Raw genomic sequence first — 25,010 nt, forward strand, 5'->3', positions numbered from 1 at the left:
GGCATATTCAACGTGAAGAAATATGAAGGCGGCATTCTGGCGTTTCGCACATATGCGTTACCAAGGGCACCATGCCTTACTCCACCTGATCCACGCGCCAGTGAATCAGGAAAACCATCCCCTCTTAAGATGCTGATTGGGTTTGGATCCTAGCGACAGCTTTTGAAGTCACATTTTGATATCTGGCGCGGATCTCCGAAAGGCAAAGAACGATACCAGTTGTCAAAGCCAGTCTCTGGCCCAAAGCTAGGTAACGTCGGTTCAATACCTTCTGTCACTGGATCGTCGGTAATTTCTACATAGACGCGCGTTAAACGGGTGCCTGAGCCAAAGCTATTGGTAAGATCGGATGGGTCGACAATTTCGATTGTTTTAGGATCGTTTTGATCGCGAAATCGGACCATTTTTGGGCAGCTTAGGCCGATCCATGCCGGGTTTACACATTGTAAATCGCCGGTGGCACCTACCATCGTTTTTATGTGACGAATGTCATCCATGCGATCTTTGAAACGGGGTTTGATCAGGCGATCGCCTAACGGTGCTCTACGTCGATCGCTAAAGATATTTTCCGGATACCCGGAATCTGCAGCCACTAAAGCGTAAAGATAGCCACGGCCCGGAATTACCACCCTAACCGCTTCACCTCGAAATCGAGCATTATAGGGGCTTGCTAATGGAAGGATGGCCTTGGCTACAGCAATGGACCAGACCGCCGAACCAGACCGTTTAGTACCTCGATCATCGACCTCTACAGTTACGCGATAGCGCACTTCGGCAGCCCGCTGACATCCTGCAAGCGTTGCAAAGGCTACTGCCATGACGGCTACGAGCCATAGTCGATTAGATTGTCGCATCGTCGCTCTGATACTTTCTTTCGATGAACAAAATATGCTTCTGCCAGCCTTTCGCTAACCATAGCTGCGACCGCATATGCTTGATCGTATAGACCTCAAAAAATGGGCGATGTCGGTTCATGCGATGTTGCTCTCGTAAGCCGACAGTCCGCCATCCACCCCTCTTCGTCATTCCCGCGACCCGAAGGGCGGCCGCAAGCCAACGCGGGAACCCATTTCCTGCGCTCACCCCACGCACGACGCTGCGGAGATGACTCCCCACGTAGCCCTGCCGTTCACGGGGATGACGGGATAGATGGTGCGTGCCCACTCCACCCAAAACCCTCTTCCAAAATAGGATTTCGTCTGATCTATCCTTATCGATGAACCCCGATCCCGCCGCCGATCCGCCCGCGCCGTGCGCGACAGCCTCCCGCCCCCACGACCCCGCAGTCGCGTCGCCGACGCGCAGGTGGCGCGTCCCTGTGACCCTACAGGCACCTCATTGTGACCCAACAGGCGCGTCACCAGGGCTTCGTCGGCACTTTCCGCGCCTTTACACCCCATTTTCCCGCGCAAAATCACGCCAGCGACGGTGTGAACTTGCGCCCTGTGACCCTGCCGTGCCCCAGGCCCGCTATTCCTCCTCCTGCGCCAGCGCCTCGCCCGGCGCGGCGTCCACCCAGCGGCGCGCCACGGCATAATCATGGCCTGCGCGCAAAAAGGCGGCGATCGCTTTCTCGCGCTGCTTGGGGTCGAGCGGCGCGGTCGCATAGGGGCCGACCCGCTTGCGCCGGGCAAAGCGGTCCGCCGCCGCCCAGGCTTCGGCCGCGATCTGTGCGTCGGCCTGCACCCGGTCTTCCTCGCCGATGCCGGCCGCGCGCAGATCCTGGTCGATCCGCCGCGCGCCATAGCCGCGCCGGGCGAGCGCCCCGCTCTTCATCACCGCATAGCCTGCATCATCGATATAGCCGATCTCCACGAAGCGATCGGCCAGCCCGTCCGGGTCGGCAGGCTGTTCACCGCCCCAGCCACGCTCCTTGATCTTGCGCTTCAAATAGCTGAGCAGCTTGCCCCGGCTGGTCGCAAAGCGGGCGACATGGCGCAGCGCCATGTCGCGCATCGTCGCCTCATCGAGCGGCGGAGGGAGGCGTTTGCCGGACATATTCGCTTTCATGGGCCATGCGCCATGTTTATGCCACAGTCGGGCCGGAATTTTACCGTTCCTGGTCCGCTAAGAAGGAAAGCTGGAGTGCAATATCCGGTGCATGTCGCAGTCAAAGATGATAGCGGCCGCGCTTTCACGATTTTTAGACCATATGGTCACGCCAATATGACGGGTTCGCAAGAGATGATGGCACCAACGCCGACCACCGATGACCTGCCGCGCCGCTTCTCGGACTTCGAGACGCTGGGCGAGGCGCTGGACTATGCGGCGCGCGGCAAGCGGGGCCTGAATTTCCATGATGCGCGCGGCAATCTGGCGCGACCCTATCCGTTCAGCACGTTGCGCGACGATGCCGTCGCCTGCGCCCATCGCCTGATCGCTCATGGCGTCAAGCCCGCCGACCGCGTCGCCCTGGTCGCCGAAACCGGGGCGGATTTTGCCCAGCTCTTCTTCGGCATCGTCTATGCCGGGGCCTGGCCCGTGCCGCTGCCGCTGCCGACCAGCTTCGGCGGCAAAGAAAGCTATATCGACCAGCTCAATGTCCAGCTGACCAGTTGCGATCCGATGCTGTTCCTCTTCCCCGCCGAACTGGCCGACATGGCCGGGGAATCGGGTCGGCAAAAGGCGGTCGAAAGCATCGCGTTCGAGGATTTCATTGCCCGCGACGCCACGCCCTGCGCTTTGCCGCAGGCGCGCAGCGACGAGATCGCCTATCTGCAATATAGCAGCGGATCGACCCGCTTTCCCCATGGTGTCGCGGTGACGCATCATGCGCTGCTGTCTAACCTGTCGGCGCACAGCCACGGGATGCAGGTGCAGGACAGCGACCGCTGCATCAGCTGGCTGCCTTGGTATCATGACATGGGCCTCGTCGGCTGCTTCCTGTCCGTCGTCGCCAATCAGGTGTCGACCGATTATATGAAGACCGAGGATTTCGCCCGCCGTCCACTCGCCTGGCTCGACCTTATCAGCCGCAACGAAGGCACCTCGATCAGCTATTCGCCGACCTTCGGCTACGACATTTGCGCCCGCCGCATGTCGAGCCAGACCAAGGCGCAGGATCGTTTCGACCTGTCGCGCTGGCGGCTGGCGGGCAATGGCGCGGACATGATCCGCCCCGACGTGATGCAGAGCTTCGTCGATGCCTTTGCCGATGCAGGCTTTTCGCCCAGCGCCTTCCTGCCAAGCTATGGCCTCGCCGAAGCGACGCTGGCCGTCACCATCATGCCGCCGGGCGAGGGGATCATCGTCGAACTGGTCGAGGAAACCGACCTGTCCGGCGGTGACGCGACCGAAGGACGGCCGCAACGCTTCCGCTCGATCGTCAATTGCGGCAAGCCCGCCAAGGACATGGTCGTGGAAATTCGCGACGAAGATGGCGGCCCGCTGCGCGAGCGCCAGATCGGCAAGGTCTGGACTACGGGGCCATCGCTGATGGTTGGCTATTTCCGCGATCAGGCCGCGACCGACGCCTGCATGGCCGCCGATGCCTCTGGCCGCGTCTGGCTCGACACCGGCGACATGGGCTATCTGAGCGACGGCTATCTCTACATCGTCGGTCGCGCCAAGGACATGATCATCATCAACGGCAAGAATCACTGGCCGCAGGATATTGAATGGGCGGTCGAACAATTGCCCGGCTTCAAGCAGGGCGACATCGCCGCCTTCGCCATCACCACGCCGGGCGGCGAGGAAGCGCCCGCCGTGCTGGTCCATTGCCGCACCTCCGACAATGAGGAGCGCTCGCGGCTGCGCGACCAGATCCGTGAGCGCGTGCGCGCCATTACCGGCATGAACTGCGTCGTCGAACTGGTGCCGCCGCGCACCCTGCCGCGCACCAGTTCAGGCAAATTGAGCCGGTCCAAGGCGCGCAACCTCTATCTGACCGGGGAAATCCGCCCCTACGACATCGCCGCCTGACAAAGTCGGATCGAGGTTACCAAATCATAACCCATAGCCGTTATCGCGGCACGGTGGGCAAGAGGGATCATCAGCAACGCGACGCGGATGGCCGGGCGCGGATAAGTCTCCGGGCGATGACGGGTCTGGGCACCATTGCCGACGACGCGCAATATCGCGTGCTGGAGGCGCAGTTCCGCGCCGCCGACAGCGTCGCACTGCTCCGCCATGTGATGAACCTGCTGGGCCTGATTTTCGTCTGGACCGTTTTCGCCCATTGCTGCTCGCCGATCTTGCTGGCCGGGTGGAGCGTGGCGCTGATCGGCACGATAATGTTGGGACTATGGCTCGACCGCAATCGTCGCCTTTCAGCCAATGTCGGCCTGACTGCACGGGATTTGCGTCGCCATGGGATGGGGGGCTTGGCGCTGGGCCTGTCCTGGGCGGGATGCATGATGATCGTGGCCCATGCCGGGGAGACAGAGGAACTGGTCGCGCTCTGGACGCTGGTCAGTTGCATCATGGTCTGCAGCGCGATCAGCTATGCCGCCACGCCGCTGGCGGCGACGGCGTTTCTGCTGCCCTGCATCGGCGGCTTGTTCGCTATGTTCGGCGACGGCCTGCAACTGCCGCTGCACGCGCTCGCGACCAGCTATGCGCTCTCGCTGCTCGCTGGCTGCTTCATCTATGCGCGCACATTCGCGCACCAGCATAGCAGCACCGCGCAACTGGCGGAAAAATCCGAAGTCGTCAGCCTGCTGCTGCGCGAATATGAAGAGGGCGGCTCGGATTGGCTGTGGCAGACCGACACGATGCGCCGCATCAACGGCGCATCCAAGCGCTTTGCCGAGACGCTGGGATTGCCGCCCGAACAGTTAGAGGGCGTGCCGCTGGTTCAGATATTGGCGGGTAGCGCGTGGGAAAGCGGACGCTTCGCCGCCGGACTGCACAGCCTGGCCGACCATCTCAAGCGGCGCGAAAGCTTTTCCAATCTGGTGCTACCGGTCGAGGTGGCAGGCAAGACACGCTGGTGGGAATTGTCGGCCTCGCCCCGCTATGACGATAATGGCGCATTCCTTGGCTTCCGTGGCGTCGCCTCGGATGTGACGGTACAGCGCGAATCGGCGGACAAGATTGCGCAACTGGCGCGTTTCGATCCGCTGACCGGTCTGCCCAACCGCAGCCATCTGCGCGAAGTGCTGGACCAGGCGGTGACCGCCGCAGGCGCGCGCCGCCCCGGCTGCGCTTTCCTGATGGTCGATCTCGATCGGTTCAAGTCGGTCAACGATACGCTAGGCCATCAGATTGGCGATAAATTGCTGAGCGAGGTCGCACGCCGTTTGAGCAAGGCCTGTCGCGGACAGGAATTTTGCGGACGGATCGGCGGCGATGAATTTGCCGTGGTCGTGCCGTCCGCTCTGGACAATCATGCGATCGCGCAACTGGCGGACAGCATCATCGCCATATTATCGGCCTCTTATCAGATCGATGGCCATATCCTCTATATCGGCGCGTCGATCGGATCGGCGCTGTCACCGGTCGATGGTCGGGATTCCGAAGCGCTGATCCGCAGCGCGGACTTGGCGTTGTATCGCGCCAAGGATGATGGCGGCGGTGTCCATTACGCCTATGAGCCACAACTCCATGCCAAGGCCGAGGAGCGCCGCCTGTTGGAACTGGCGCTGCGCGCGGCGTTGGAAAAGAACCAGATGCACGTCCTCTATCAACCGGTGGTGCAGGCCGATAGCGGTCGGGTCGTCGGTTTCGAAGCTTTGGCCCGCTGGACGCATCCCGAACTGGGGCCGATCTCGCCCGCCAAATTCGTGCCGGTGGCCGAAGAAGCGCGGTTGATCACACCCATCGGTGAGTGGGTTTTGCGCACCGCCTGCATGGAAGCGGTGAACTGGCCCGATGACGTGCGGATCGCGGTCAATGTATCGGCCGAACAGTTGAGCCATCCGAGCTTCGTCGCGACCGTCGTGTCCGCCTTGGCGCAGAGTGGCCTGGACGCACGGCGGCTGGAACTGGAAGTCACCGAAAGCGTGTTCATGAACGAAGATGCGGGTGCTTTGCGCGTGCTGGATCAGTTGCTTGGGCTGGGTATCCAGCTCTCGCTCGACGATTTCGGCACTGGCTACAGCTCGCTTGGCTATCTCAGCCGCACGCGCTTCACCACGATCAAGATCGACCGCAGTTTCGTGGTCGGCGCGTCCAAGGATGTGGCGGAAAGCCTGGCCATCATTCGCGCCGTCGTTACACTGGCCGATAGTCTGGGGATGGCGACGACGGCGGAAGGCGTGGAGACAGAGGCGGAACTGGCGATGGTATTGGCGCTGGGCTGCAAGAAGGTACAAGGCTTCTATTTCGGACGGCCCATGTCCGCCGACGACGCAGGCGCTCTGTTCCTGGCGGCGCCCGAACGGCTGATCGCTTGATCAACCGCCCCGCAGCAACCGTTCGACGGTAGTCCAGAGCGCGGCAAAATCCTTGGCCGGGGGCGAATTGGGCGCGAAGCTCCCCAGCGGCTTGCGGCGCACCGTCATCTGCTCGATCATACTGGCCATCGGGATAGCGGGCCAACCAGGATGTTCGTCCAGCGCCTTGCGATGCAGGCTGCGGCGGCGATCGACCATCGAATAGACCGGCAGGATAGGCGCATGCGCCCCGCCGCGTTCGACCAGATAGCGTGCGACCTCGCCCATGGCCCGCTGCGACAAGGGGGAGGGGATGACCGGAATGACGATCAGGTCAGCGGCGCGCAGCACCTGCTCGCTGGTTTCAGTGAGGCCCGGCGGGCAATCGAGAATGATGCGGTCATAATCCTTGCCCAAGCTCTCGATCAGCTTGGACAATCGCTTCTTCTTGTCCATCTCCCGGAAAAGATGATCGAGGCTGCGCAGCGACGTGTCCGCCGCGATCAGGTCCAGCCCCGGCACGGTCGAAGGCTGGATCAGTTTCCTGACCTCGACATCCTTGCTGAAGATCGCCTGCGCGGCATCGCGACTCTTGCTGTCGGTGGACACAAGCCAGCTGGACGCCGCCTGCGGGTCGAGATCCCACAATAGGGTGCGCCGCTTCGATATGCTGGCCGATGCCCAGGCGAGGTTGATCGCGAATGTGGTTTTGCCCACGCCACCCTTGAGACTGTAGACCGCGATGGTCGCCAATGCCGGTTCCTTTGCCATGAGGCGTGAAGCTACGGCTTCCGTCCGCCAAAGCAAGCGCTCAATCATCCTCATGTTACGCGACGGTGACGGTGACGCAATCCATGGCGATTGACAGTGTGGGCGCGAAAACGCATATGGCGACCGCGAATCATTCGCAATATCAATATAAGCAGATCATCGGGGGGCATCGTCATGCCAAAGTCGCACGTCATTCTTTTGTCCATCACGGCATCGCCGCTTGCGCTGTTGCTCGTCGCGCCCGCACAGGCGCAGACCTCTGCGCCGACCGATCCGACGGAAGCAGACCAGATCATCGTCACGGGTTCCTACACCACCAATGAGAAACTGGGGTCAGCGACGGGACTGGGCCTAAGCATTCAGGAGACGCCCCAGTCCGTCACGGTGATGACGGCGCAGCGGATGGAGGATCAGGCGATCCGAACGCTGAGCGATGTCATGAACAATGCGGCGGGCGTTTCGGTCAAGGCGCTGGACAGTTCGCGCAACGGCTTTTCGGCGCGCGGCTTCGACATCAATATCTATCAGATTGACGGCATCCCTGTGCAATGGGACCAGGGCTTCAGCGCGGGCGAATCCAATCTGGACGTCATCATCTATGAACAGGTCGAGATCGTGCGCGGGGCCACGGGTCTTCTGACCGGCGTCGGCAATCCCTCGGCTTCGGTCAACCTGGTGCGCAAACATGCCGACAGCGACCATCTGACCGGAACGTTGACCGCTTCTGCAAGCCGCTGGGACAATATTTTCGTCATGGGCGACATCAGTGCGCCCATCACCGCCGATGGCGCCGTGCGCGGACGGGTCGTGGCCAAATATGAGGAAGGCGACAGTTTCATTGACCGCCTCCACAACAAGAAACTCGTCCTGTACGGCGTGATCGACGCCGATGTCACGGTGGACACGCATCTGCGCTTGGGGGCCAGCTATCAGGATCATGATGCCAGCGGCACCCAATGGGGCGGCTTGCCGACCTGGTTTTCCGATGGTTCGCGCACGGATTGGAGCCGGTCCCAAAGCATCGGTGCGGACTGGACGACATGGCCCGCGAAAAATGCCACCTATTTTGCCGATGCGACGCAGCAACTCGGCGAACGGTGGCAATTGCGCGTTTATGGCAATTATACGCAGAACAGCAGCGACATGCGATTGCTGTTCCTGTCGGGGCAGCCGGACAAGGATACGGGTCTTGGCATGACGGCCTCGCCCAGTCGCTTTGACGCGCGGCGCAACCAGTTCGATGTCGGCATCCGGCTGAATGGCAGCTACGCGCTGTTCGGTCGCGACCATGAATTGATGGTCGGGGCAAGCTATGCCAAGCAGGATATGGACTTTTTCGGCTATGCGCGCAGCAATGTCGCGACGCCGGGTAATTTCCTGACCTGGGATGGCAGCTATGCCGAACCGACCTGGGGCGCGCGCAGCCATCAGGTGGACCTCGCCACCAAGCAATGGGGCTATTTCGCATCGACGCGGGTCAATCTCGCGGATTCGCTCAACCTCATATTGGGCGGGCGACTGAACAGCTGGGATCGCACCGGCGGCTATTATGGCATGGCGATCGATTACGGCATCCGCGACAAGTTCACGCCCTATGCCGGGCTGCTGTACGATATTGCACCGGGCCATACGCTCTATGCCAGCTATACCGACATTTTCCAGCCGCAGCAGATACGGAACCGCAACGGCCAGTTCCTCGATCCACTATCGGGCAGCACCTATGAGGTCGGGCTCAAGAGCAGCTTCTTTGGCGGGCGACTGAACACGGCGCTGTCGGTTTTCCGCATCGAGCAGGATAATTTCGGCGTGCTGGACGGCGACGTCCCCGTGCCGGGTACGGAAAATGAGCAAGCCTATCGCGCGATCAAGGGCGCGAGAAGCACCGGATTCGAAGTCGAGGCCAATGGCGAACTGCTGCCCGGCTGGTCGGTCAGCGGCAACTACACCCAGTTTCGGGCCAAGGATGCGAACGGCGCGCGTATCAACACGCTGTATGCGCAAAAATTGTTGCGCCTGTTCACCACCTATAAGTTGAACAGCCTCACAATAGGCGGCGGGGTCAATTGGGAAGGGTTAAGCTATACCGACGCGGTCAATCCGGTGACGGGCGCGGCGGAACGGTTGGAGGTCAAGCCCTATGCGCTGGTCAACCTGATGGGCCGATATGAGTTCAAGCCTGGCCTGTCGGCTCAGGTCAATGTCGAAAATCTGTTCGACAAACATTATTATTCGCAGATTGGTTTCTACAACCAACATGCCTTCGGTGAGCCACGCAACGTCACGCTGACGCTGCAATATCGCTTTTGAGAAGGCGGAGGGCAGGCACATCGCCTGCCCTTCGCTCCAGCGTCACAGAACGTCACGCGCCTTTTCGGGCGGCCGGGCAATGACCGCGCCCTTTTCCGTGATCACGATCGGTCGCTCGATCAGGATCGGGTGCGATGTCATTGCATGAAGTATGTCCGAATCGCTGTCCGTATTGAGGCCGATCTCCTTCACCACGGCCTCTCCCTTGCGCAGCGCCTGCGCGGGGGTGACGCCAGCCTTGGCGAACAGCGCTTCCAGTTCGGCGCGGCTCGGAGGGGTCTTGAGATAGTCGACAATCTCGACCTCCACGCCCGGCGTCGCTTGCAGGATCGCAAGCGCCTCGCGCGATTTCGAACAGCGGGGGTTATGCCAGATGCTTGCCTTCATGGCTGGCCATCGCGGGCCAGCCATTCCTCCAGCCACTTGATCGTATAGTCGCCGTTGAGGAACTCAGGATCGCGCAGCAGCGCCTGATGCAGCGGAATGGTGGTCTTCATCCCCTCGATCACATATTCCTCCAGCGCGCGTTTGAGGCGCATGATCGCGCCCTCGCGGGTGCGGCCGTAGACGATCAGCTTGCCGATCATGGAGTCATAATAAGGCGGCACCTTATAGCCTTGATACAGCCCGCTATCGACGCGGACGTGCATGCCGCCGGGGACGTGATAGCTGGTCACGGTGCCGGGCGAGGGGGCGAAGGTACGGGGGTCTTCGGCATTGATGCGGCATTCGATCGCATGGCCCGAAAAGACGATATCTTCCTGCGCGACTGACAGCGGCCTGCCCTCGGCAATGCGGATCTGTTCGCGCACCAGATCGACGCCGGTGATCATCTCGGTGACGGGATGTTCGACCTGCAGCCGGGTGTTCATTTCGATGAAGTAGAATTCCCCGTCTTCCCACAGGAATTCGATCGTGCCCGCGCCGCGATAGGCCATGTCGGCCATCGCCTTGGCGCAGATGCCGCCGATACGCTCGCGATCGGCCTGGCCCAGCACCGGGGAGGGGGCTTCTTCCAGCACCTTCTGGTGGCGGCGCTGGAGCGAACAGTCGCGCTCGCCCAGATGGATGGCATTGCCCTTACCGTCACCGAACACCTGGATTTCGATATGGCGGGGGTTGCCCAGATATTTTTCGAGATAAACGGTCGCGTCGCCGAACGCGGCCTTCGCTTCCGACCCGGCCTGCTGCATCAGCGTTTCCAGATCGTCGGGCGAGGTGCAGACCTTCATGCCGCGACCACCGCCGCCGGACGCGGCCTTGATGATGACCGGATAGCCGGCCTTCTCCGCGATCGCCTTGGCTTCTTCCAGGTCGCTGATCGCGCCATCGGAGCCGGGGACGAGCGGCAGGCCGAGCGCGCCAGCGGTGCGCTTCGCCTCGATCTTGTCGCCCATGGTGCGGATATGTTCGGGCTTTGGCCCGACGAAGGCGATGCCATGCGCTTCGACGATCTCGGCGAATTTGGCGTTTTCGCTCAGGAAACCATAGCCCGGATGGATCGCGTCCGCGCCGGAGATTTCGGCGGCGGAGATGATCGCCGCGACGTTCAGATAGCTGTCGCGCGCAGCGGGCGGCCCGATGCAGATCGCCTCGTCGGCGAGGCGCACATGCATGGCGTCGGCGTCGGCGGTGGAATGGACCGCGACCGTCTTGATGCCCATTTCATGGCAGGCGCGATGGATGCGGAGCGCGATTTCGCCGCGATTGGCGATGAGCAGCTTTTCAATGGCCATGGGGTATAGCGGCCTTATTCGATCACGATGAGCGGCTGGTCGAATTCGACCGGCTGGCCGTTGTCGACGAATACGGCCTTGACCGTGCCCGACACCGGCGCGGGAATTGCGTTCATGACCTTCATGGCTTCGACGATCAGCACGGTTTCACCCGCAGCAACCTGCGACCCGATGCGGGCGAAGGGCGCGGCGCCGGGTTCGGCCGACAGATAGGCGGTGCCGACGATCGGCGAGCGGACCAGCGTGCCGGCGGGCATGGCGGGTTCAGCGGCTGCCGTTACAGGCGCAGCGGCGGGAGCGGCCGCTGCGACGGGCGCTGCGGGCGGCGCGGCATAGACGGGGGCCATGGCCCCGGCCTTGCGGGCGACGCGGATCTTGCGATCGCCGTCTTCGACCTCGATTTCGGTCAGGTTGGTGTCGTCCAGCAGCGCGGCCAGTTCGCGCACCAGGGTAACGTCCACCTGCATCGCGCCCTTGTCTTGCTTGTCGTTCATGGTTGACCCTTGTTTGCCATTCTAACGTATCTCTAGCGGCCAGCGCCTATGCCGGTTTGCGGCAAAGCGCAACTTTGTAACGTCCGGCCGATCGAGCGCAACGCCGTATCCGCCGATGCTATAGTTCCAGCGCAGCTTCGAGCGCGAGCATATAGGAGAGCGGCCCGAAGCCCGCGATCGTCCCCTTCGCCGCCATGCCGACATAGCTTTTATGGCGAAAAGGCTCGCGGGCATGGGGGTTGGACAGGTGAATTTCGATCACCGGCACGCTGATCGCCTTGATCGCGTCATGCAGCGCGACCGAGGTGTGGGTCAGGCCGCCGGGATTGATGATGACCGCATGTGCCCCTTCGCCATGGGCTTCCTGTAGCCAGTCGATCAGATGGCCTTCATGATTGGACTGGCGAAAATCGAGGACGACATGGGCGCGGGTTGCGGCATCCTCCATTCGTTCGGCGATGTCGTCGAGCGTGTCATAGCCATAGATTTCTGGCTCTCGCGTGCCCAGCAGATTGAGATTGGGGCCGTTGAGAACATAGATTTTGCGACTATCCGCCATGGCGATCCCCCTTGCATGTTGCGGCTGGGGCGATGCCGCCCCTATATGCGGCTCAATCCTTAGCCTTTCGTGCCGCGCCAAGTCGAGGCACGTTTCCTTTTTGCAAGAACGGGACCGCATATCGTGAGCGTCGACGGCACCATATCCATCCACATCAATGGCGAGCATCGGCGGGTGCGTGAAGGGCTGACGCTGGCCGCGCTGGCGAGCGAACTGGGCTTCGTGCCGGAAAAGGTGGCGGTGGAACGCAATCTCGCGGTCGTGCCGCGCTCGACGTTGCAGGACGTGATGGTCGAGGATGGTGATGAGCTGGAAATCGTGCATTTCGTCGGCGGTGGCGACATCGCTCCAGCGGCCGACGATAGCTGGAGCGTCGCGGGCAAAACATTCCGCTCGCGGCTGATCGTCGGCACCGGCAAATATAAGAGTTTCGAGCAGAATGCGGCGGCGGTCGCTGCGTCGGGGGCGGAGATCGTCACGGTCGCCGTGCGCCGCGTCAATGTGTCGGACCCCAAGGCACCGATGCTGACCGACTATATCGACCCGAAGGTCATCACCTACCTGCCCAATACGGCGGGCTGTTTTACGGGCGAGGACGCCATCCGCACGCTTCGCCTAGCGCGGGAAGCGGGCGGCTGGGAATTGGTGAAGCTCGAAGTGCTGGGCGAAGCGCGGACGCTCTATCCTGACATGGTCGAAACGCTGCGCGCGACCGAAATATTGGCCAAGGAAGGCTTCAAGCCGATGGTCTATTGCGTCGATGATCCGATCGCGGCCAAGCGGCTGGAGGATGTCGGCGCAGTGGCGATCATGCCGCTGGGCGCGCCGATCGGGTCGGGGCTGGGTATCCAGAACCGAGTGACGATCCGGCTGATCGTGGAGGGCACCAAGCTGCCGGTATTGGTAGATGCAGGGGTCGGCACCGCGTCGGAAGCGGCGCAGGCGATGGAACTGGGCTGTACCGGGGTGCTGATGAACACGGCAATCGCCGAGGCGAAAGACCCGGTGCTGATGGCTGCGGCGATGAAGGCCGGTGTCGAGGCGGGCCGTATGGCCTATCGCGCCGGGCGCATGGGCAAGCGTATGTATGCCGACCCGTCCAGCCCTTTGGCAGGATTGATCTGAGCGCGGATTTCGCCATCGCAGCAAATTGACCGGTGGCCCGCTTGTCCCCTATGGGCAGGATCAAGTTGAGGAGGAGAATAAGCGATGGTGAACAAGCTCTACCCTGATGCGGCATCGGCTCTGGAAGGCCTCCTCTTCGACGGGATGCATCTATGTGCGGGCGGATTTGGGCTGTGCGGCATTCCCGAACGGCTGATCGATGCGATCCGCGATTCGGGCGTCAAGGATTTGACCATCGCGTCCAACAATGCCGGGATCGACGGCGAGGGGCTGGGCAAGCTGTTGCGCACCCGGCAGGTCAAGAAGATGATCTCCTCCTATGTCGGCGAAAACAAAGAGTTTGAGCGGCAATATCTGGCGGGCGAGCTGGAGGTCGAGTTCTGCCCCCAGGGGACGCTGGCCGAACGTTGCCGCGCAGGGGGCGCTGGCATTCCGGGCTTCTACACCAAGACGGGCGTCGGGACGGCCGTGGCCGAGTGCAAGGAAGTCAAGAATTTCGACGGGCAGGATTATATCCTGGAGCGCGGCATCTTCGCCGACGTGGCGATCATCAAGGGCTGGAAAGCCGATGAGAGCGGCAACCTGATTTTCCGCAAGACCGCGCGTAACTTCAACCAACCGATGGCGACTGCCGCGAAGATCTGCGTTGCCGAGGTCGAGGAAGTGGTGCCGGTCGGCTCACTCGATCCCGATACGATCCATCTGCCCGGCATTTATGTGAAGCGCATGATCGTCGGCGCGCCCTATGACAAAAAGATCGAATTTCGCACCGTAAGGCAGCGGGAAGCGGCGTGAGAGCAGTGGCGCTGCGCGCGTTAGCGGTAGCATCGTCGTTGGCGATGCTTGCCGCCTGTGCGCCCGGCCCCCAGACTGTCACCCCGCCGCCCGCCAATCCGCCCGCCGGGATGCAATATCTCTACGGGTCGGGCGAGGCGGCTGCGCTGTCGGTGCAGGCCTTTGCCATGCTGGTGTCCCATGCCACCGCGGCGGCCAAGGCACGACCGGCGCAGTCCGTCGTGCTGGCATCGGGTGCGTCGCTCGACCAGCCGCGCTTCGTGCCGTGCGGAGACAAGCCTTTGGCCGCCGTGTTCGATGTCGATGAAACCGTGCTGCTGAACATCGGCTATGAATATCATGATGCGCGGTCGGGCAAAGGCTATGACGAAGCGGCCTGGGATGCGTGGGAGCGCACCGGCGCGGGTGCGGTCAGTCCGGTGCCGGGCGCGGTCGCGGCGCTGGCGCAATTGCGGGCGGCGGGCGTGACTGTGGTCTTCAATACCAATCGGTCTGCCGCCAACGCAGCTGCCACGGCGCAGGCGATCAGCGCGGCGGGCCTTGGGCAGGCGGTGCATGGCCAGACATTGTTCCTGAAGGGCGATGATGCCATGGGATCGGGCAAGGATGGCCGCCGCGCCACGATTGCCGGGCGCTATTGCGTGATCGCCATGGGTGGCGACCAGCTCGGTGATTTTTCCGATCTGTTCAACGCTGGTCAACCGGTTGCCGCCCGACGTGCGGCGACGGCATCGCCTTCGATGGCGGCCTTATGGGGGAGGGGCTGGTTCATCCTGCCGAACCCCGTCTACGGCAGCGGCCTCAAAGGCGGATTTGACGATGTTTTTCCAATGGATAGAAGGTGGGCCTTGCCCACCGATGGGGAGAAGTGAAGATGCCCTGGACTCGTGACGAAATGGCCGCGCGTGCGGCAAAGGAACTCAAGGACGGCTTCTACGTCAACCTAGGGATCGGCATCCCCACGCTGGTGGCCAATCATATCCCCGCCGGGGTCGAAGTGATGTTGCAGTCGGAAAACGGCATGTTGGGCATTGGCCCGTTCCCGTTAGAAGGCGAGGAGGATGCCGACCTGATCAATGCGGGCAAGCAGACGATCAGCGAATTGCCGCAGACCGCCTATTTCTCCTCCGCGGACAGCTTCGCGATGATCCGCGGCGGGCATATCGACCTGACCGTGCTGGGCGCGATGGAGGTCGCGGAAAATGGCGACATCGCCAACTGGATGATCCCGGGCAAGATGATCAAGGGCATGGGCGGCGCGATGGATCTGGTCGCTGGCGTCAAGAAGATCATCGTGGTGATGGAGCATACATCCAAGAACGGCGATCCAAAATTCATTCCCGCATGCACCCTGCCGCTGACCGGCCGCAATGTCGTGGACATGATCATCACCGACCTGTGTGTCTTCCAGCGCCCCGACCATGACAGCCCGTTCAAGCTGGTCGAACTGGCCCCCGGCGTCACGGCCGAGGATATCGCTGCGAAAACCACCGCGCATTTCGTGCAATAAGGGGCGGCTGATGAGCCTCGATGGCACCTATGATGCGGGCAATCCATTCGCCCTGATCATCGCGGGGAAAATCCCGGCGACCAAGCTGTATGAGGATGACGACACGCTCGCCTTTCTGGACATACAGCCGCAGTCTAAGGGCCATGCGCTGGTCATTTCCAAATGGTCGAAGGCGCGCAACATCCTGGAGATTGAGCCGGAGGCGCTGGCGCAGGTGATGGCGACGGTGCAGAAGATCGCGCGTGCCATCCGTTCCGCACTGAAGCCCGACGGATTGCATATCGCGCAGTTCAATGGCGCACCGGCCGGACAGACGGTGTTCCACCTGCACGTCCATATCGTGCCCCGCTGGGATGGGCAGGCCGTCGGCTTTGCCGCGCATGGGCAGGGCGCGTTCGCCGATGCCGACGCGCTCGGCGCGCTTGCCGACGAGATCCGCGCGCAACTTTGATGGTCTGGCTCCCGATCATCGGCGCGCGCTGACATGGTGCTGCGTCCTTTCAATGCTCCCGGCGCGCGGCTCGCGCTGCGGTCCAAGCGTGCCAGCCCAAACCTGACCGGCGGCGCGGGCGATAGCGAGATCATCCTCGATCTGTCGCGGCTGCTCTCGCGCTCCTTTCATGCAGCACCCACCGGAATTGACCGGGTCGAATATGTCTATGCGCGCGAATTGCTGGAGCGCATGCCCGATCGCCTGTCCTTTGCGGCGGTTCATCCGGCGGGCGGCTATTATGGGCGGCTGAACAGCGCCGCGGTGCGCCAATTCCTGGCCTCGACAGCGGCTAAATGGCGCAATCCGGGCTTATATGATGCGGCCGAAGGCAAAGCGGCGGCGATCCGCCATATGTTCGCCACCCGGCCGCGCCCGGTGCCGCGCGCTACCCGACCACGCATCTATCTGCAGGTTTCCCCACACCATCTGGACGATCCCAAGCAGGTCGGCGCGATCCTGCGGGCGGAAGGCGCGAAGCTCGTGACCTTGGTGCATGACGTGATCCCGCTCAGCCATCCAGAGTTCGCCCGACCGCAGGGGGCGGAGGAGCATGTGCGGCGCGTGCGGTCCATCGATGCCTTTGCCCATGGGATCATCGGCAACAGCCAGGCGACGATTGACGCGCTTGCCCCGCATATGCGGCGCGGGCTGGAGGGACGAGCGATCCGCGTCGCCCATTTCGGCGCAGACGCGCCCGACATATTCGGCGCCCCGCGCGAGGACGTCCCCGACCGCCCCTATTTCGTCTACATCTCCACCATAGAGCCGCGCAAAAATCACCTGCTGCTGCTCAATATCTGGCGGCGCTTGATCGAGACGATGGGCGATGACGCACCCATGCTGGTGCTGATCGGTCGGCGCGGCTGGGAAAACGAGAATGTCATCGACATGCTGGAGCGCGGCGAAGTGCTGCGTGGCCATGTGATCGAAGCGGGCGAGGTTTCCGACAACCGGATGCAGGCCTTGCTCGCCCATGCCCGCGCGATGCTGATGCCGTCCTTCATCGAAGGGTTCGGGATGCCCGTCGTCGAAGCGCTCGCGGCGGGTGTGCCGGTCATTTGCAGCGACATTATCGCCCATCGCGAAGTGGGCGGTGATGCACCCGATTATCTCGATCCACTCGATGGATTAGGCTGGATGCGGATAATCTGTGCCTATGTCGCTGAGGATTCGCCGGAACGCGCGGCGCAGCGCGCGCGTATTGCGCAGTGGCGCGCGCCGACCTGGCGCGACTATTTCGACATTATCACGGGTCTTCTGGAAGAAGTGACAGAGTCTGTTTCTTGACCTGCGACTGGCCGCCGCGCATGGATGAACAGTGACGCTATCGCCTTCGGATATGACAGCAGGGGCTGCGCGCCAGCCCCTAACTTTCCCGCCCTTTCTGCGGTCGCCCCCGTTTCCCGGCATTGCGCCATCGGTCGCTGCGATCAGTGAGGCGGCCATCGAGTGCGAAGGCGAGGTTGCTGACGACTTGCTCGACCTGATCCGAGACGCGCGCGTCGGTGGGGCATTCTGGGCCGGAGCGAACGACCCTTGGACACAGGTCGCGCAAGCACGGCGCATAAAGGCAAGCGCCGACGATGACGTGGCGCTGGTTGCTGGACTGCTGGATGTGCCAGTGATTGGCCCGGATGGCGTGCGGATCGATCCTGCCATGCTCCGCGCGACGCTGAAACGGCGCATTGCCGCGGCCCGCTACCGTGACTGTTTCAGTGGCGCGCCTGTCGATGTGGTGCAGGCGGTAGCGCAACTGGCGGAATGGCGGCGGCATTTGGACGGCAATCGAGGGATCGCAGCCGCCTGTGGCATGGCCTTCTGGAAGCGGGAGGCAATGCGCCACTTTCTTTGGGATGGACAGCGTTCACCGCCGTTCCTGTCTGCAGCGCAGGGGTTGCGTCGTGCCCGTTATGGGCGCGGTGCGCTGGCCATCTGGCCTTCGCGGGTGCCATCGACGCTGGTGGCGGACGCGCAGGCGCAGGGCGTGCAACTCGTGCGGGTGGAGGATGGCTTCCTGCGCTCACGCGGGCTGGGTGCGGCGCTGCATCCGCCGGGATCGATCGTCGTGGACCGCAGCGGCATCTATTATAATGCACTGGCCGCCAATGACTTGGAAACGTTGCTGGCGACGCAGGATTTCTCCCCCGCTCTTGTGGAACGTGCCGCACGCCTGCGCGCGCGTATATGCGTCAGCGGGGTCACCAAATATGGGCAGGATACGGGGCGGTTGCCTGATTTACCCACCGGACGCCGCACGGTGCTGGCGATCGGGCAGGTCGATGATGATTTGTCGGTGCAACTTGGCGGGGCAGGGGTCGCGGGCAATCTCGATTTTCTTGACCGGGTGCGACGCGCCGAGCCCGATGCCTGGATCATCTATCGCCCCCACCCCGATGTGGAGGCGGGGCATCGCAAAGGGCATCTGGCCGATGCGACCGTGCTGACATATGCCGATGCCATCGACCGTGGCTCGCCGCTCATGGCTCTGGTGCAGACGGTCGATGAAGTCCATGTCCTGTCTTCGCTGACCGGGTTCGAGGCTCTGATGCGAGGGTGTCGCGTGACGGTGCATGGTATGCCTTTCTACGCAGGCTGGGGTTTGACGCGCGATCTTGCCCCACCGGTTGCGCGGCGCGGGCGGCAATTGTTGCTGGACGAACTTGTCGCCGCCGCCCTCATTCTCTATCCACGGTATCTGGACCCGGTAACCCGGTTGCCCTGCGGCCCTGAAGTGATGACGGATCGCTTGGCAAATGGCGCTGTGCCACCAACGACATGGCTGATCCGGTTGCGGTCCATGCAGGGAAAGTTACGACGGTTTATGACTTTGACGGCTGAGTATCTTCATGGCTGACGTGCCAACCAAGACCTTTCTCTTTCTGCAAGGGCCGCACGGCCCCTATTTCGCAATGCTGGCGGATGCCCTTCGGACGCGTGGGCATATAGCCCTGCGGATCAATATCAATGGCGGCGACAAGATCGACTGGCCGGGGGACGCCACGGACTATCGCGGCACGTTCCGCAACTGGCCGCTATTCTTCGATGATTTCGTCGTCAATCATGGCGTCACCGACCTTATTCTCTACGGCGATTGCCGCCCCTACCATGCGTCCGCGCATGGCATGGCGCGGCTGCGGGGCTTGCGTGTCCATGTGATGGAGGAGGGCTATATCCGCCCTGACTTCCTGACCTTGCAGGATGACGGAGTGAACGGCAATTCCACCCTGCCGCTCGATCCGCAATGGTATCTTGATCAGGCCGAGCAGCTCTCTCCCTATGATGGCGACTTGCCGCCGGTGCCATCGACTTTTCGAGCGCGCGCGCGCAATACCATGCGGAACGGCATGGCATCGGCCTGGATGCGGCCCTATTTTCCCTATTATCAGACCCATCGTCCGCACAGTTTCCTGCTCGAATCCGTTGCCTGGTGCTACAAGCTACTGACGCGGCAGAGCGAAATTCAGCGTTCGGCGGCCGTTTGGGAAGCGGTCAAAGACAAGCCCTATTTCACGCTGCCGCTCCAGCTCAATTCCGACTATCAGATCCGGGTTCATTCGCCCTTTGGTAACATGCGCGCCGCGTTGCGTTTCGTGATCAAGAGCTTCGCACAGCATGCGCCCGAAGGCGTTTCTCTCTTGGTGAAACGGCATCCACTGGATGCAGGTCTTGTCGCCTGGCGCAGGCTGACACACCGGATTGCTAAACATTACGGCGTGGCAGACCGTGTATCCTACCTACCTGACTGGGACATTGCCGAGGTAGTGAGCAAATCTTTGGGCGTGGTGACCGTCAACAGCACTGTGGGTACGCTGGCTCTGAACAGCGGCAAGCCAGTCGTGGTGCTGGGACATGCAGTCTACAAAGTGCCAGGTGTTGTGCACCAGGGCAATTTGGATGATTTTTGGGTGGCACCCCGTCAGCCGGACCTGAAACTCTATTCAGCGTTTCGTCGCGTTTTGGTGGATCGGTGTCTGATCCGTGGCGGTTTGCTGAGCGAAGAAGGGCTTGAGCTGCTTGTAGCCAATGCGGTTGAGCGCCTTGAGAAGGACCCGTCGGAAGTCCTGGCTCTTCCACGGCAAAGTCGCCGAAGTCAGCGCCAAATAGCTATTGTACGGGGCGATGCAGCCTGATGGACGATGCATCCTAGCTAAACTTCTACTGGATGGATGGAAGTATTTTGGATGCCCGACGAGGATTCGAACCTCGATTAACGGAGTCAGAGTCCGTTGTCTTACCTTTAGACGATCGGGCATTATAAGCGAGGATGCGCCGCGCTTGGGAGGTCGCAGATAGGCGGCGATGCTCATTCGGTCAAGAGCTTCTCGATGATCTGGAATGACTTTTTGGCCGATCACCTAGCCCACCGGGATCGAAAGATTAGCTCAATCCCGTGATATTAACAATCGGCGACGCTTGCTCTTACGCTTTAATAATTCTCCGCCAATCACCGTAATGCTCGCGCGTCGCTCCTTAAATTCCGGCGACTCAAGGATTGAACGAAGCATGTCGATCTTTGTCACGCCACTGCTTAACAGCGCAAGATGGTGCGAAAGACCAGCGGGATCAGCGCGACGACCAAGTGCGTGTTGATAAAATTTCTCAATGAACGCTTCATTATCTAGCGCAAGGATCGAAGCAACATCGACAGTGGCATCGGATTCGCGCCAAATTTTTTGCGTTGCACCTCCACCCACATCATCTCTTGCAGAAGGCGAAGCGAGGGAAGAAGATTGCGATGCCGCATTTCCGACCGAATGACGAAAACGCAACGTGTCCCCGTCCTCAATGCGGTCCATCAGTCGATCATATAGGTCAGGACTAGACGTCAGGCTGGTGGCAAATTCGAATAGTCCCCGTGACCACTCATTCCAGTCGCTTGGTTCACGTTCGACCACGGCAGAATGGCCGAAAGCCACAGCAGCCCGCACTAATTCAGGTAGTTCGCTGTCGCTTTCATAGAGATATATGCCTTCAGCCGATGAAAAGGTGGCAAGAATCTCGCGTGTAGCTGGAATGTCGCGAGCAACCACAGGCTTACCTAGTGCGAGGGCGTGCATAAGTGAAAGGCCAAACCCCTCATAATATGATGGTAGAATGACCACACTACTTCCTGCCAAAATATCGTTCATGTCTTTTTCAGGAACGACGCCAGCATGGAGTTCGCGTAGATTTCGGAGAGGCGTTTCGCTCCCATGCCCCATAACAATGACGGAAACGCTTGGAATAGCATTGGCAATGATTCTGCCGGTGCTACCAGCCGCCTTGTGTGCAAAATGGTTCCCCATCACAAGTACATGCTCTCTCCCGAACGTGACGCCCTCATAGCGAGAGGCATAGGATTTCGGGCTGGTAGGCAAAAGACGGGTAAATTTTTCAGACCGGTCTTTCCGAAGAAATCGATGGCGGAAGGTGTCTTCGGCAAATTGACTGATGAAAAACAGGCCGCTCGCGTTACGTGCAACGTAGGACCACAACGGCTCCACGTTGCTATCATGGCGAAGATTGCTGCAATCCAGCGCAATTACATCCAGCATTCCATATATATTAATGGGAGCCAGATGCTCCATCACGTTTATATGGTGTAGGTCAAAAGGCTGTCCAAAGAAGATAGCCGCGGCATATGTTGGCGATATTTCAGCTCGAACTTTAACATGTTCAAGTTGATCAATGCCGTGAAATTCAGCGACGGAATTATCACAAATGGCATAAACTTCAAATTCGTCAAATTCTCTTTTATCGCACCAGCGTAAGAAATTAACGATTAGTTCGTTAGTACCATTGTGATGACGTCCCATTGTCAGTAAGTTCAGAGCAACCTTAAGCTTACCTTCAACAGTGGGTACCAAATTTTTGACTTGGGTCATGGCCCGATATTCTGGCGACCGCTCAAAATCTCGAACTAGCGGCAAAAATTCGGGGTGCCGCTCCATAATCTTTTGAAGATTATGTTGTTGCTGGCCTTTCAGGTCGATTTCGTGAAGCATGAAAGACGCCGATCCCGAATGATAGGCGTAGGCGTGATTAGCGAGCGCAGCGCGATAACCTACTTTGCCAGCACGCATAACGAGATCATTTTCTTCTTCATAGCCTGTGCCAAAGGCCTCTTCGAGATAGCCAAAATTGGCGACGACTTGGGGCGAAATGAGCATGTAGAAGCCGACAGCTGTGGGCGCTAAGGTATAGCGGGGTAAATATCGGTAGACTGTTTCCCAACTGATATAGCATATTTCCGGGGTGGTCGCGATGCCGGATAAATTATTTGGAGCCTGGGGGAATGTTGCGATAGCGGCGTTGTTTGACCGCGGGCAGACAAAACCTATCTGTGGATCCGATAACATCACCGCAACGCATTCCATCAACGTATTTTTGTAGGTAATGGTGTCGCTGTTGATCAGTAGGGCGCCAGCGCCATCTTTCCGGCTAATTGCTAACCCTTTGTTGACGCTCTGAACGAAGCCGACGTTGGCAGTGTTACGAATATAGATGTCAATCAGACCCGTTGCGTGACAGTCGGCAAGATACTTATTGACGGCCTGATCATCAGGCGAATCGTTAATAACGATGACCTTAGGATTATATGCCCGAATTTCATCCAGATTTGCGCTTATCGATTCGAGGCAAGTCTTAACCAACTCGACATTGCGATAAACGGGTATGATGAGATTGAGTTTCATCAAAGGTCCTTGATAACTTGCTCACTCCGCCTTGGTTCAGGCGGTTCGAAGGAGGTCGGGTTCTATTAGCCACCCAACTCAGCACGGTTCATCAATGGACGCCACCAGTCTTGGTTATCCAGGAACCAGTTGAGCGTATCAGCAAAACCCTGCGGGAAATCACGCGATGGAGCGTAGTCCAATTCGCTGCGAATTTTGGTTTCGTCGATGGCATAGCGACGGTCATGGCCCTTGCGGTCCTGCACATAGGTCATCAGGTCGATCGACGGGCGGCCCTGCGCGGCGGGTGCATCGGGGAAGATGGTGGCAAGGCCTGGATTGCGCTCGAAAGCGGCATCCACACCGCGACAGATTTCGCGAATCACTTCGATGTTAGGCAATTCCTGCCCGCCGCCGACATTATAGGTTTCGCCGATCCGGCCCTTGCGCAGAATGAGTTCGATGCCGATGCAATGATCTTCGACATGCAGCCAGTCGCGGATATTCATGCCATCGCCATAGATAGGCAGATTTTTGCCCGACAGCGCATTGATGGTGAACAGCGGGATCAGCTTTTCGGGAAACTGGTAGGGACCATAATTGTTCGAACAATTGCTGGTCGTCGTTTCCAGCCCATAGGTGTGATGGTAGGCCCGAACCAGATGGTCCGATCCCGCCTTCGACGCCGAATAGGGCGAGTTGGGGGCATAGGGGGTGGTTTCGCTGAACGCCGCATCATCCAGTTCCAACGTGCCATAGACTTCGTCGGTCGAGACATGGTGGAAGCGATGGGGGCGGCCGGTGCCCTTGTCGAGCCAGGCGGTCTTGGCCGCCTTGAGCAGGCTGTGCGTGCCGATGACATTGGTCGTCACAAAGGCGTCAGGGCCAGTGATGGATCGATCAACATGGCTTTCCGCCGCGAAATGAACGATCGTGTCGATATCATGATCGGCCATCAGTCGGGAAACGAGGTCGGTATCGCAAATGTCGCCGACGACCAATTCGACGTTGGGCACATCGGTAATGTTGGCAGGATTGCCTGCATAGGTCAGCGCATCTAGGACGACGATCCCGTCATCGGGAGACGCTTTGCGCCAGTGACGGACGAAATTCGCGCCGATGAAGCCGGCTCCTCCAGTGATGATCAGATTGGCCATATGCCCGTATTTCGCTCCCTCAAGATCCCCGCGCCGAAGAAATAGCCCACCTAGCCTGTTCGGATCACGAACGACTTGTGATTCCCCTACGCCTGGTAAAGCAGTAGCCGTAAAATACGCCGCACTGCAATCAGAACGCCTATTTTTTCGTCACTTGACGAAAGGTATCAATGCTCGACATAAAATTCTCCTGCGGGGGTATTTTGCGTCCGTTCACGTCGCCCGGCGAGGACATAATCCTGATTGCAATAAGGAAGCCAACCGGGATTTCGTATCGTGGCCAAATTGGGAGACGTAGAAAGACCGGATAGTCGCCCTTGCGGGCGAAAATGACCAACCAAACTTTGCTGGGTCAAGTCGAAGTTTCTCACTGATATATCGCTATGCTCTAGATCTACATTTCATACCAATAGTTCGCCCTTTTTGAGAAGGAAGTATAGGGCTGCATATTAGCTTTTTTTGACATGTTACGTCAGATTCCGAGTCCGCTGATGACTGCCGGAAACATGTATCAGTTCGCCTGAACTGCTGAATACCTTCCAACGTGATCCAGCAGGCATCTAGGATCAGGACCTAGTAAATTGCTTAAATAGGTGATGTTTGGTTGATTCAATAGCGGTGCAAGGAGGCGCAGCAATGAGTGATTTGATCTGGCTTTCGCAGGCGCAAATGCGCTGGATTGAGCCGTATTTTCCGTTATCGCACGGGGTGACGCGTGTCGATGATCGTCGGATCATCAGTGAGATCATTTTTGTGACCAGGAACTGATTGCGGAGGCGAGATGCGCCCGCAGAGTACAGTCCGCCCAAGACGATCTACAATCGGTTCATCCGGTGGAGCCGCCTTGGCGTTTTCAACAAGATTTTAGCAGGCTTGGCACAAAGGGCGGGAAGCCAGACCAGTTGATGATCGATGCAACCCACCTAAAAGCACACCGGACGGCGGCAAGCCTACTTAAAAAGGGGATGTTCCCCGACGTATCGGACGCACCAAAGGCGGCCTGAACTCCAAGCTACACGCTGTCTGTGATGGTCGTGTCCCAGGAGGTGGTGTAGGTTTTGAGGGTAGCGAAGCTGACCGGACGCGCGCTCATCGA

20 protein-coding genes, 1 tRNA gene and 1 pseudogene are annotated in these 25,010 nt (G+C 60.0%); 12 read left to right on the plus strand and 10 right to left on the minus strand.

Translation table 11 applies throughout. The features are described from left to right. Positions 1 to 149: 149 nt before the first annotated feature. Positions 150 to 818, minus strand: a complete 669-nt coding sequence (locus tag OVY48_RS15395; RefSeq protein WP_313923449.1) for a hypothetical protein — start codon at positions 816 to 818, stop codon at positions 150 to 152. 652 nt (positions 819 to 1,470) lie between these two features. Next, a complete protein-coding gene (locus tag OVY48_RS15400; RefSeq protein WP_313923451.1) occupies positions 1,471 to 1,998 on the minus strand; it encodes a RecX family transcriptional regulator in 528 nt (175 codons plus the stop codon). 186 nt (positions 1,999 to 2,184) lie between these two features. Between OVY48_RS15400 and OVY48_RS15405 the strand changes: the two genes are divergently transcribed. Both OVY48_RS15405 and OVY48_RS15410 read left to right on the plus strand, forming a co-directional pair. Next, on the plus strand, positions 2,185 to 3,921 hold the full coding sequence (locus OVY48_RS15405) for a fatty acyl-AMP ligase (RefSeq protein WP_313924802.1): 1,737 nt from the start codon (positions 2,185 to 2,187) through the stop codon (positions 3,919 to 3,921). Between the two features lie 116 nt (positions 3,922 to 4,037). Next, on the plus strand, positions 4,038 to 6,335 hold the full coding sequence (locus OVY48_RS15410; RefSeq protein WP_313923452.1) for an EAL domain-containing protein: 2,298 nt from the start codon (positions 4,038 to 4,040) through the stop codon (positions 6,333 to 6,335). Here the strand turns inward: OVY48_RS15410 and OVY48_RS15415 are convergent, their stop codons facing one another. Next, entirely contained in the window at positions 6,336 to 7,085 is a 750-nt protein-coding gene (locus OVY48_RS15415) for a ParA family protein (RefSeq protein ID WP_037479079.1), read from the minus strand. Between the two features lie 174 nt (positions 7,086 to 7,259). On the opposite strand from OVY48_RS15415, the gene OVY48_RS15420 reads away from it, so the two are divergent. Beyond that, complete coding sequence (locus tag OVY48_RS15420; protein WP_313923454.1) at positions 7,260 to 9,392, plus strand: TonB-dependent siderophore receptor; 2,133 nt, start codon at positions 7,260 to 7,262, stop codon at positions 9,390 to 9,392. Between the two features lie 42 nt (positions 9,393 to 9,434). Here OVY48_RS15420 and arsC read toward each other — a convergent pair whose 3' ends face one another. The 4 genes from arsC to aroQ form a co-directional block, all read right to left on the minus strand. Beyond that, positions 9,435 to 9,779 (minus strand): arsenate reductase (glutaredoxin), encoded by a 345-nt coding sequence (gene arsC, locus OVY48_RS15425; RefSeq protein WP_069067017.1) that lies wholly within the window; start codon positions 9,777 to 9,779, stop codon positions 9,435 to 9,437. Next, positions 9,776 to 11,128 (minus strand): acetyl-CoA carboxylase biotin carboxylase subunit, encoded by a 1,353-nt coding sequence (accC, locus tag OVY48_RS15430; protein WP_037477272.1) that lies wholly within the window; start codon positions 11,126 to 11,128, stop codon positions 9,776 to 9,778. Before accC ends, arsC begins: the two co-directional genes overlap by 4 nt. A gap of 14 nt (positions 11,129 to 11,142) precedes the next feature. Next, complete coding sequence (gene accB / locus OVY48_RS15435) at positions 11,143 to 11,622, minus strand: acetyl-CoA carboxylase biotin carboxyl carrier protein (RefSeq protein ID WP_313923456.1); 480 nt, start codon at positions 11,620 to 11,622, stop codon at positions 11,143 to 11,145. A 118-nt stretch (positions 11,623 to 11,740) separates the two neighbouring features. Beyond that, complete coding sequence (gene aroQ / locus OVY48_RS15440) at positions 11,741 to 12,181, minus strand: type II 3-dehydroquinate dehydratase (protein WP_313923457.1); 441 nt, start codon at positions 12,179 to 12,181, stop codon at positions 11,741 to 11,743. Positions 12,182 to 12,304: 123 nt separating this feature from the next. Between aroQ and thiS the strand changes: the two genes are divergently transcribed. The 8 genes from thiS to OVY48_RS15480 all read left to right on the plus strand — a co-directional run bounded on the left by thiS (position 12,305) and on the right by OVY48_RS15480 (position 20,234). Then, positions 12,305 to 13,306 carry a sulfur carrier protein ThiS gene (gene thiS / locus OVY48_RS15445; RefSeq protein ID WP_313923458.1) on the plus strand — a complete coding sequence of 334 codons (1,002 nt, stop codon included), beginning with the start codon at positions 12,305 to 12,307 and terminating at the stop codon, positions 13,304 to 13,306. An 84-nt stretch (positions 13,307 to 13,390) separates the two neighbouring features. Then, on the plus strand, positions 13,391 to 14,101 hold the full coding sequence (locus tag OVY48_RS15450) for a CoA transferase subunit A (protein ID WP_313923460.1): 711 nt from the start codon (positions 13,391 to 13,393) through the stop codon (positions 14,099 to 14,101). A gap of 44 nt (positions 14,102 to 14,145) precedes the next feature. Next, positions 14,146 to 14,973, plus strand: coding sequence for a 5'-nucleotidase, lipoprotein e(P4) family (locus OVY48_RS15455; protein WP_313924803.1), 828 nt, complete (start codon positions 14,146 to 14,148; stop codon positions 14,971 to 14,973). A 2-nt stretch (positions 14,974 to 14,975) separates the two neighbouring features. After that, positions 14,976 to 15,611, plus strand: coding sequence for a CoA transferase subunit B (locus tag OVY48_RS15460; protein WP_313923461.1), 636 nt, complete (start codon positions 14,976 to 14,978; stop codon positions 15,609 to 15,611). Positions 15,612 to 15,621: 10 nt separating this feature from the next. Then, positions 15,622 to 16,062: an HIT family protein gene (locus OVY48_RS15465; protein WP_313923463.1), complete on the plus strand. Its 441-nt coding sequence runs from the start codon at positions 15,622 to 15,624 to the stop codon at positions 16,060 to 16,062. A gap of 33 nt (positions 16,063 to 16,095) precedes the next feature. Next, complete coding sequence (locus tag OVY48_RS15470; RefSeq protein WP_313923465.1) at positions 16,096 to 17,391, plus strand: glycosyltransferase family 1 protein; 1,296 nt, start codon at positions 16,096 to 16,098, stop codon at positions 17,389 to 17,391. 52 nt (positions 17,392 to 17,443) lie between these two features. Next, positions 17,444 to 18,958: a beta-3-deoxy-D-manno-oct-2-ulosonic acid transferase gene (locus tag OVY48_RS15475; RefSeq protein ID WP_313924804.1), complete on the plus strand. Its 1,515-nt coding sequence runs from the start codon at positions 17,444 to 17,446 to the stop codon at positions 18,956 to 18,958. Then, positions 18,951 to 20,234, plus strand: a complete 1,284-nt coding sequence (locus OVY48_RS15480; RefSeq protein WP_313923466.1) for a capsular biosynthesis protein — start codon at positions 18,951 to 18,953, stop codon at positions 20,232 to 20,234. Before OVY48_RS15475 ends, OVY48_RS15480 begins: the two co-directional genes overlap by 8 nt. Positions 20,235 to 20,282: 48 nt before the next feature. Here OVY48_RS15480 and OVY48_RS15485 read toward each other — a convergent pair. The 3 genes from OVY48_RS15485 to rfbB all read right to left on the minus strand — a co-directional run bounded on the left by OVY48_RS15485 (position 20,283) and on the right by rfbB (position 23,914). Continuing rightward, positions 20,283 to 20,356 (minus strand) — tRNA-Gln (locus OVY48_RS15485). A 130-nt stretch (positions 20,357 to 20,486) separates the two neighbouring features. Continuing rightward, a complete protein-coding gene (locus OVY48_RS15490; protein WP_313923468.1) occupies positions 20,487 to 22,778 on the minus strand; it encodes a glycosyltransferase in 2,292 nt (763 codons plus the stop codon). 65 nt (positions 22,779 to 22,843) lie between these two features. Then, entirely contained in the window at positions 22,844 to 23,914 is a 1,071-nt protein-coding gene (gene rfbB / locus OVY48_RS15495) for a dTDP-glucose 4,6-dehydratase (RefSeq protein ID WP_313923470.1), read from the minus strand. Positions 23,915 to 24,550: 636 nt separating this feature from the next. On the opposite strand from rfbB, the pseudogene OVY48_RS15500 reads away from it, so the two are divergent. Continuing rightward, a pseudogene (locus OVY48_RS15500) lies at positions 24,551 to 24,950 on the plus strand (transposase); the annotation flags it as partial. Positions 24,951 to 25,010 lie beyond the last annotated feature (60 nt).

Source organism: Sphingobium sp. SA2, assembly GCF_032227065.1.
GTDB lineage: Bacteria > Pseudomonadota > Alphaproteobacteria > Sphingomonadales > Sphingomonadaceae > Sphingobium.

Coding starts and splice junctions, on each gene's coding strand:
- OVY48_RS15465 (WP_313923463.1), top strand. CDS start 15,622: ATGAGCCTCGATGGCACCTATGATGCGGGCAATCCATTCGCCCTGATC.
- OVY48_RS15405 (WP_313924802.1), top strand. CDS start 2,185: ATGATGGCACCAACGCCGACCACCGATGACCTGCCGCGCCGCTTCTCG.
- OVY48_RS15415 (WP_037479079.1), bottom strand. CDS start 7,085: ATGGCAAAGGAACCGGCATTGGCGACCATCGCGGTCTACAGTCTCAAG.
- arsC (WP_069067017.1), bottom strand. CDS start 9,779: ATGAAGGCAAGCATCTGGCATAACCCCCGCTGTTCGAAATCGCGCGAG.
- OVY48_RS15480 (WP_313923466.1), top strand. CDS start 18,951: ATGGCTGACGTGCCAACCAAGACCTTTCTCTTTCTGCAAGGGCCGCAC.
- OVY48_RS15490 (WP_313923468.1), bottom strand. CDS start 22,778: ATGAAACTCAATCTCATCATACCCGTTTATCGCAATGTCGAGTTGGTT.
- OVY48_RS15410 (WP_313923452.1), top strand. CDS start 4,038: ATGACGGGTCTGGGCACCATTGCCGACGACGCGCAATATCGCGTGCTG.
- rfbB (WP_313923470.1), bottom strand. CDS start 23,914: ATGGCCAATCTGATCATCACTGGAGGAGCCGGCTTCATCGGCGCGAAT.
- OVY48_RS15450 (WP_313923460.1), top strand. CDS start 13,391: ATGGTGAACAAGCTCTACCCTGATGCGGCATCGGCTCTGGAAGGCCTC.
- OVY48_RS15400 (WP_313923451.1), bottom strand. CDS start 1,998: ATGTCCGGCAAACGCCTCCCTCCGCCGCTCGATGAGGCGACGATGCGC.
- accC (WP_037477272.1), bottom strand. CDS start 11,128: ATGGCCATTGAAAAGCTGCTCATCGCCAATCGCGGCGAAATCGCGCTC.
- aroQ (WP_313923457.1), bottom strand. CDS start 12,181: ATGGCGGATAGTCGCAAAATCTATGTTCTCAACGGCCCCAATCTCAAT.
- OVY48_RS15395 (WP_313923449.1), bottom strand. CDS start 818: ATGGCAGTAGCCTTTGCAACGCTTGCAGGATGTCAGCGGGCTGCCGAA.
- OVY48_RS15420 (WP_313923454.1), top strand. CDS start 7,260: ATGCCAAAGTCGCACGTCATTCTTTTGTCCATCACGGCATCGCCGCTT.
- OVY48_RS15475 (WP_313924804.1), top strand. CDS start 17,444: ATGACAGCAGGGGCTGCGCGCCAGCCCCTAACTTTCCCGCCCTTTCTG.
- OVY48_RS15455 (WP_313924803.1), top strand. CDS start 14,146: ATGCTTGCCGCCTGTGCGCCCGGCCCCCAGACTGTCACCCCGCCGCCC.
- accB (WP_313923456.1), bottom strand. CDS start 11,622: ATGAACGACAAGCAAGACAAGGGCGCGATGCAGGTGGACGTTACCCTG.
- OVY48_RS15460 (WP_313923461.1), top strand. CDS start 14,976: ATGCCCTGGACTCGTGACGAAATGGCCGCGCGTGCGGCAAAGGAACTC.
- OVY48_RS15470 (WP_313923465.1), top strand. CDS start 16,096: ATGGTGCTGCGTCCTTTCAATGCTCCCGGCGCGCGGCTCGCGCTGCGG.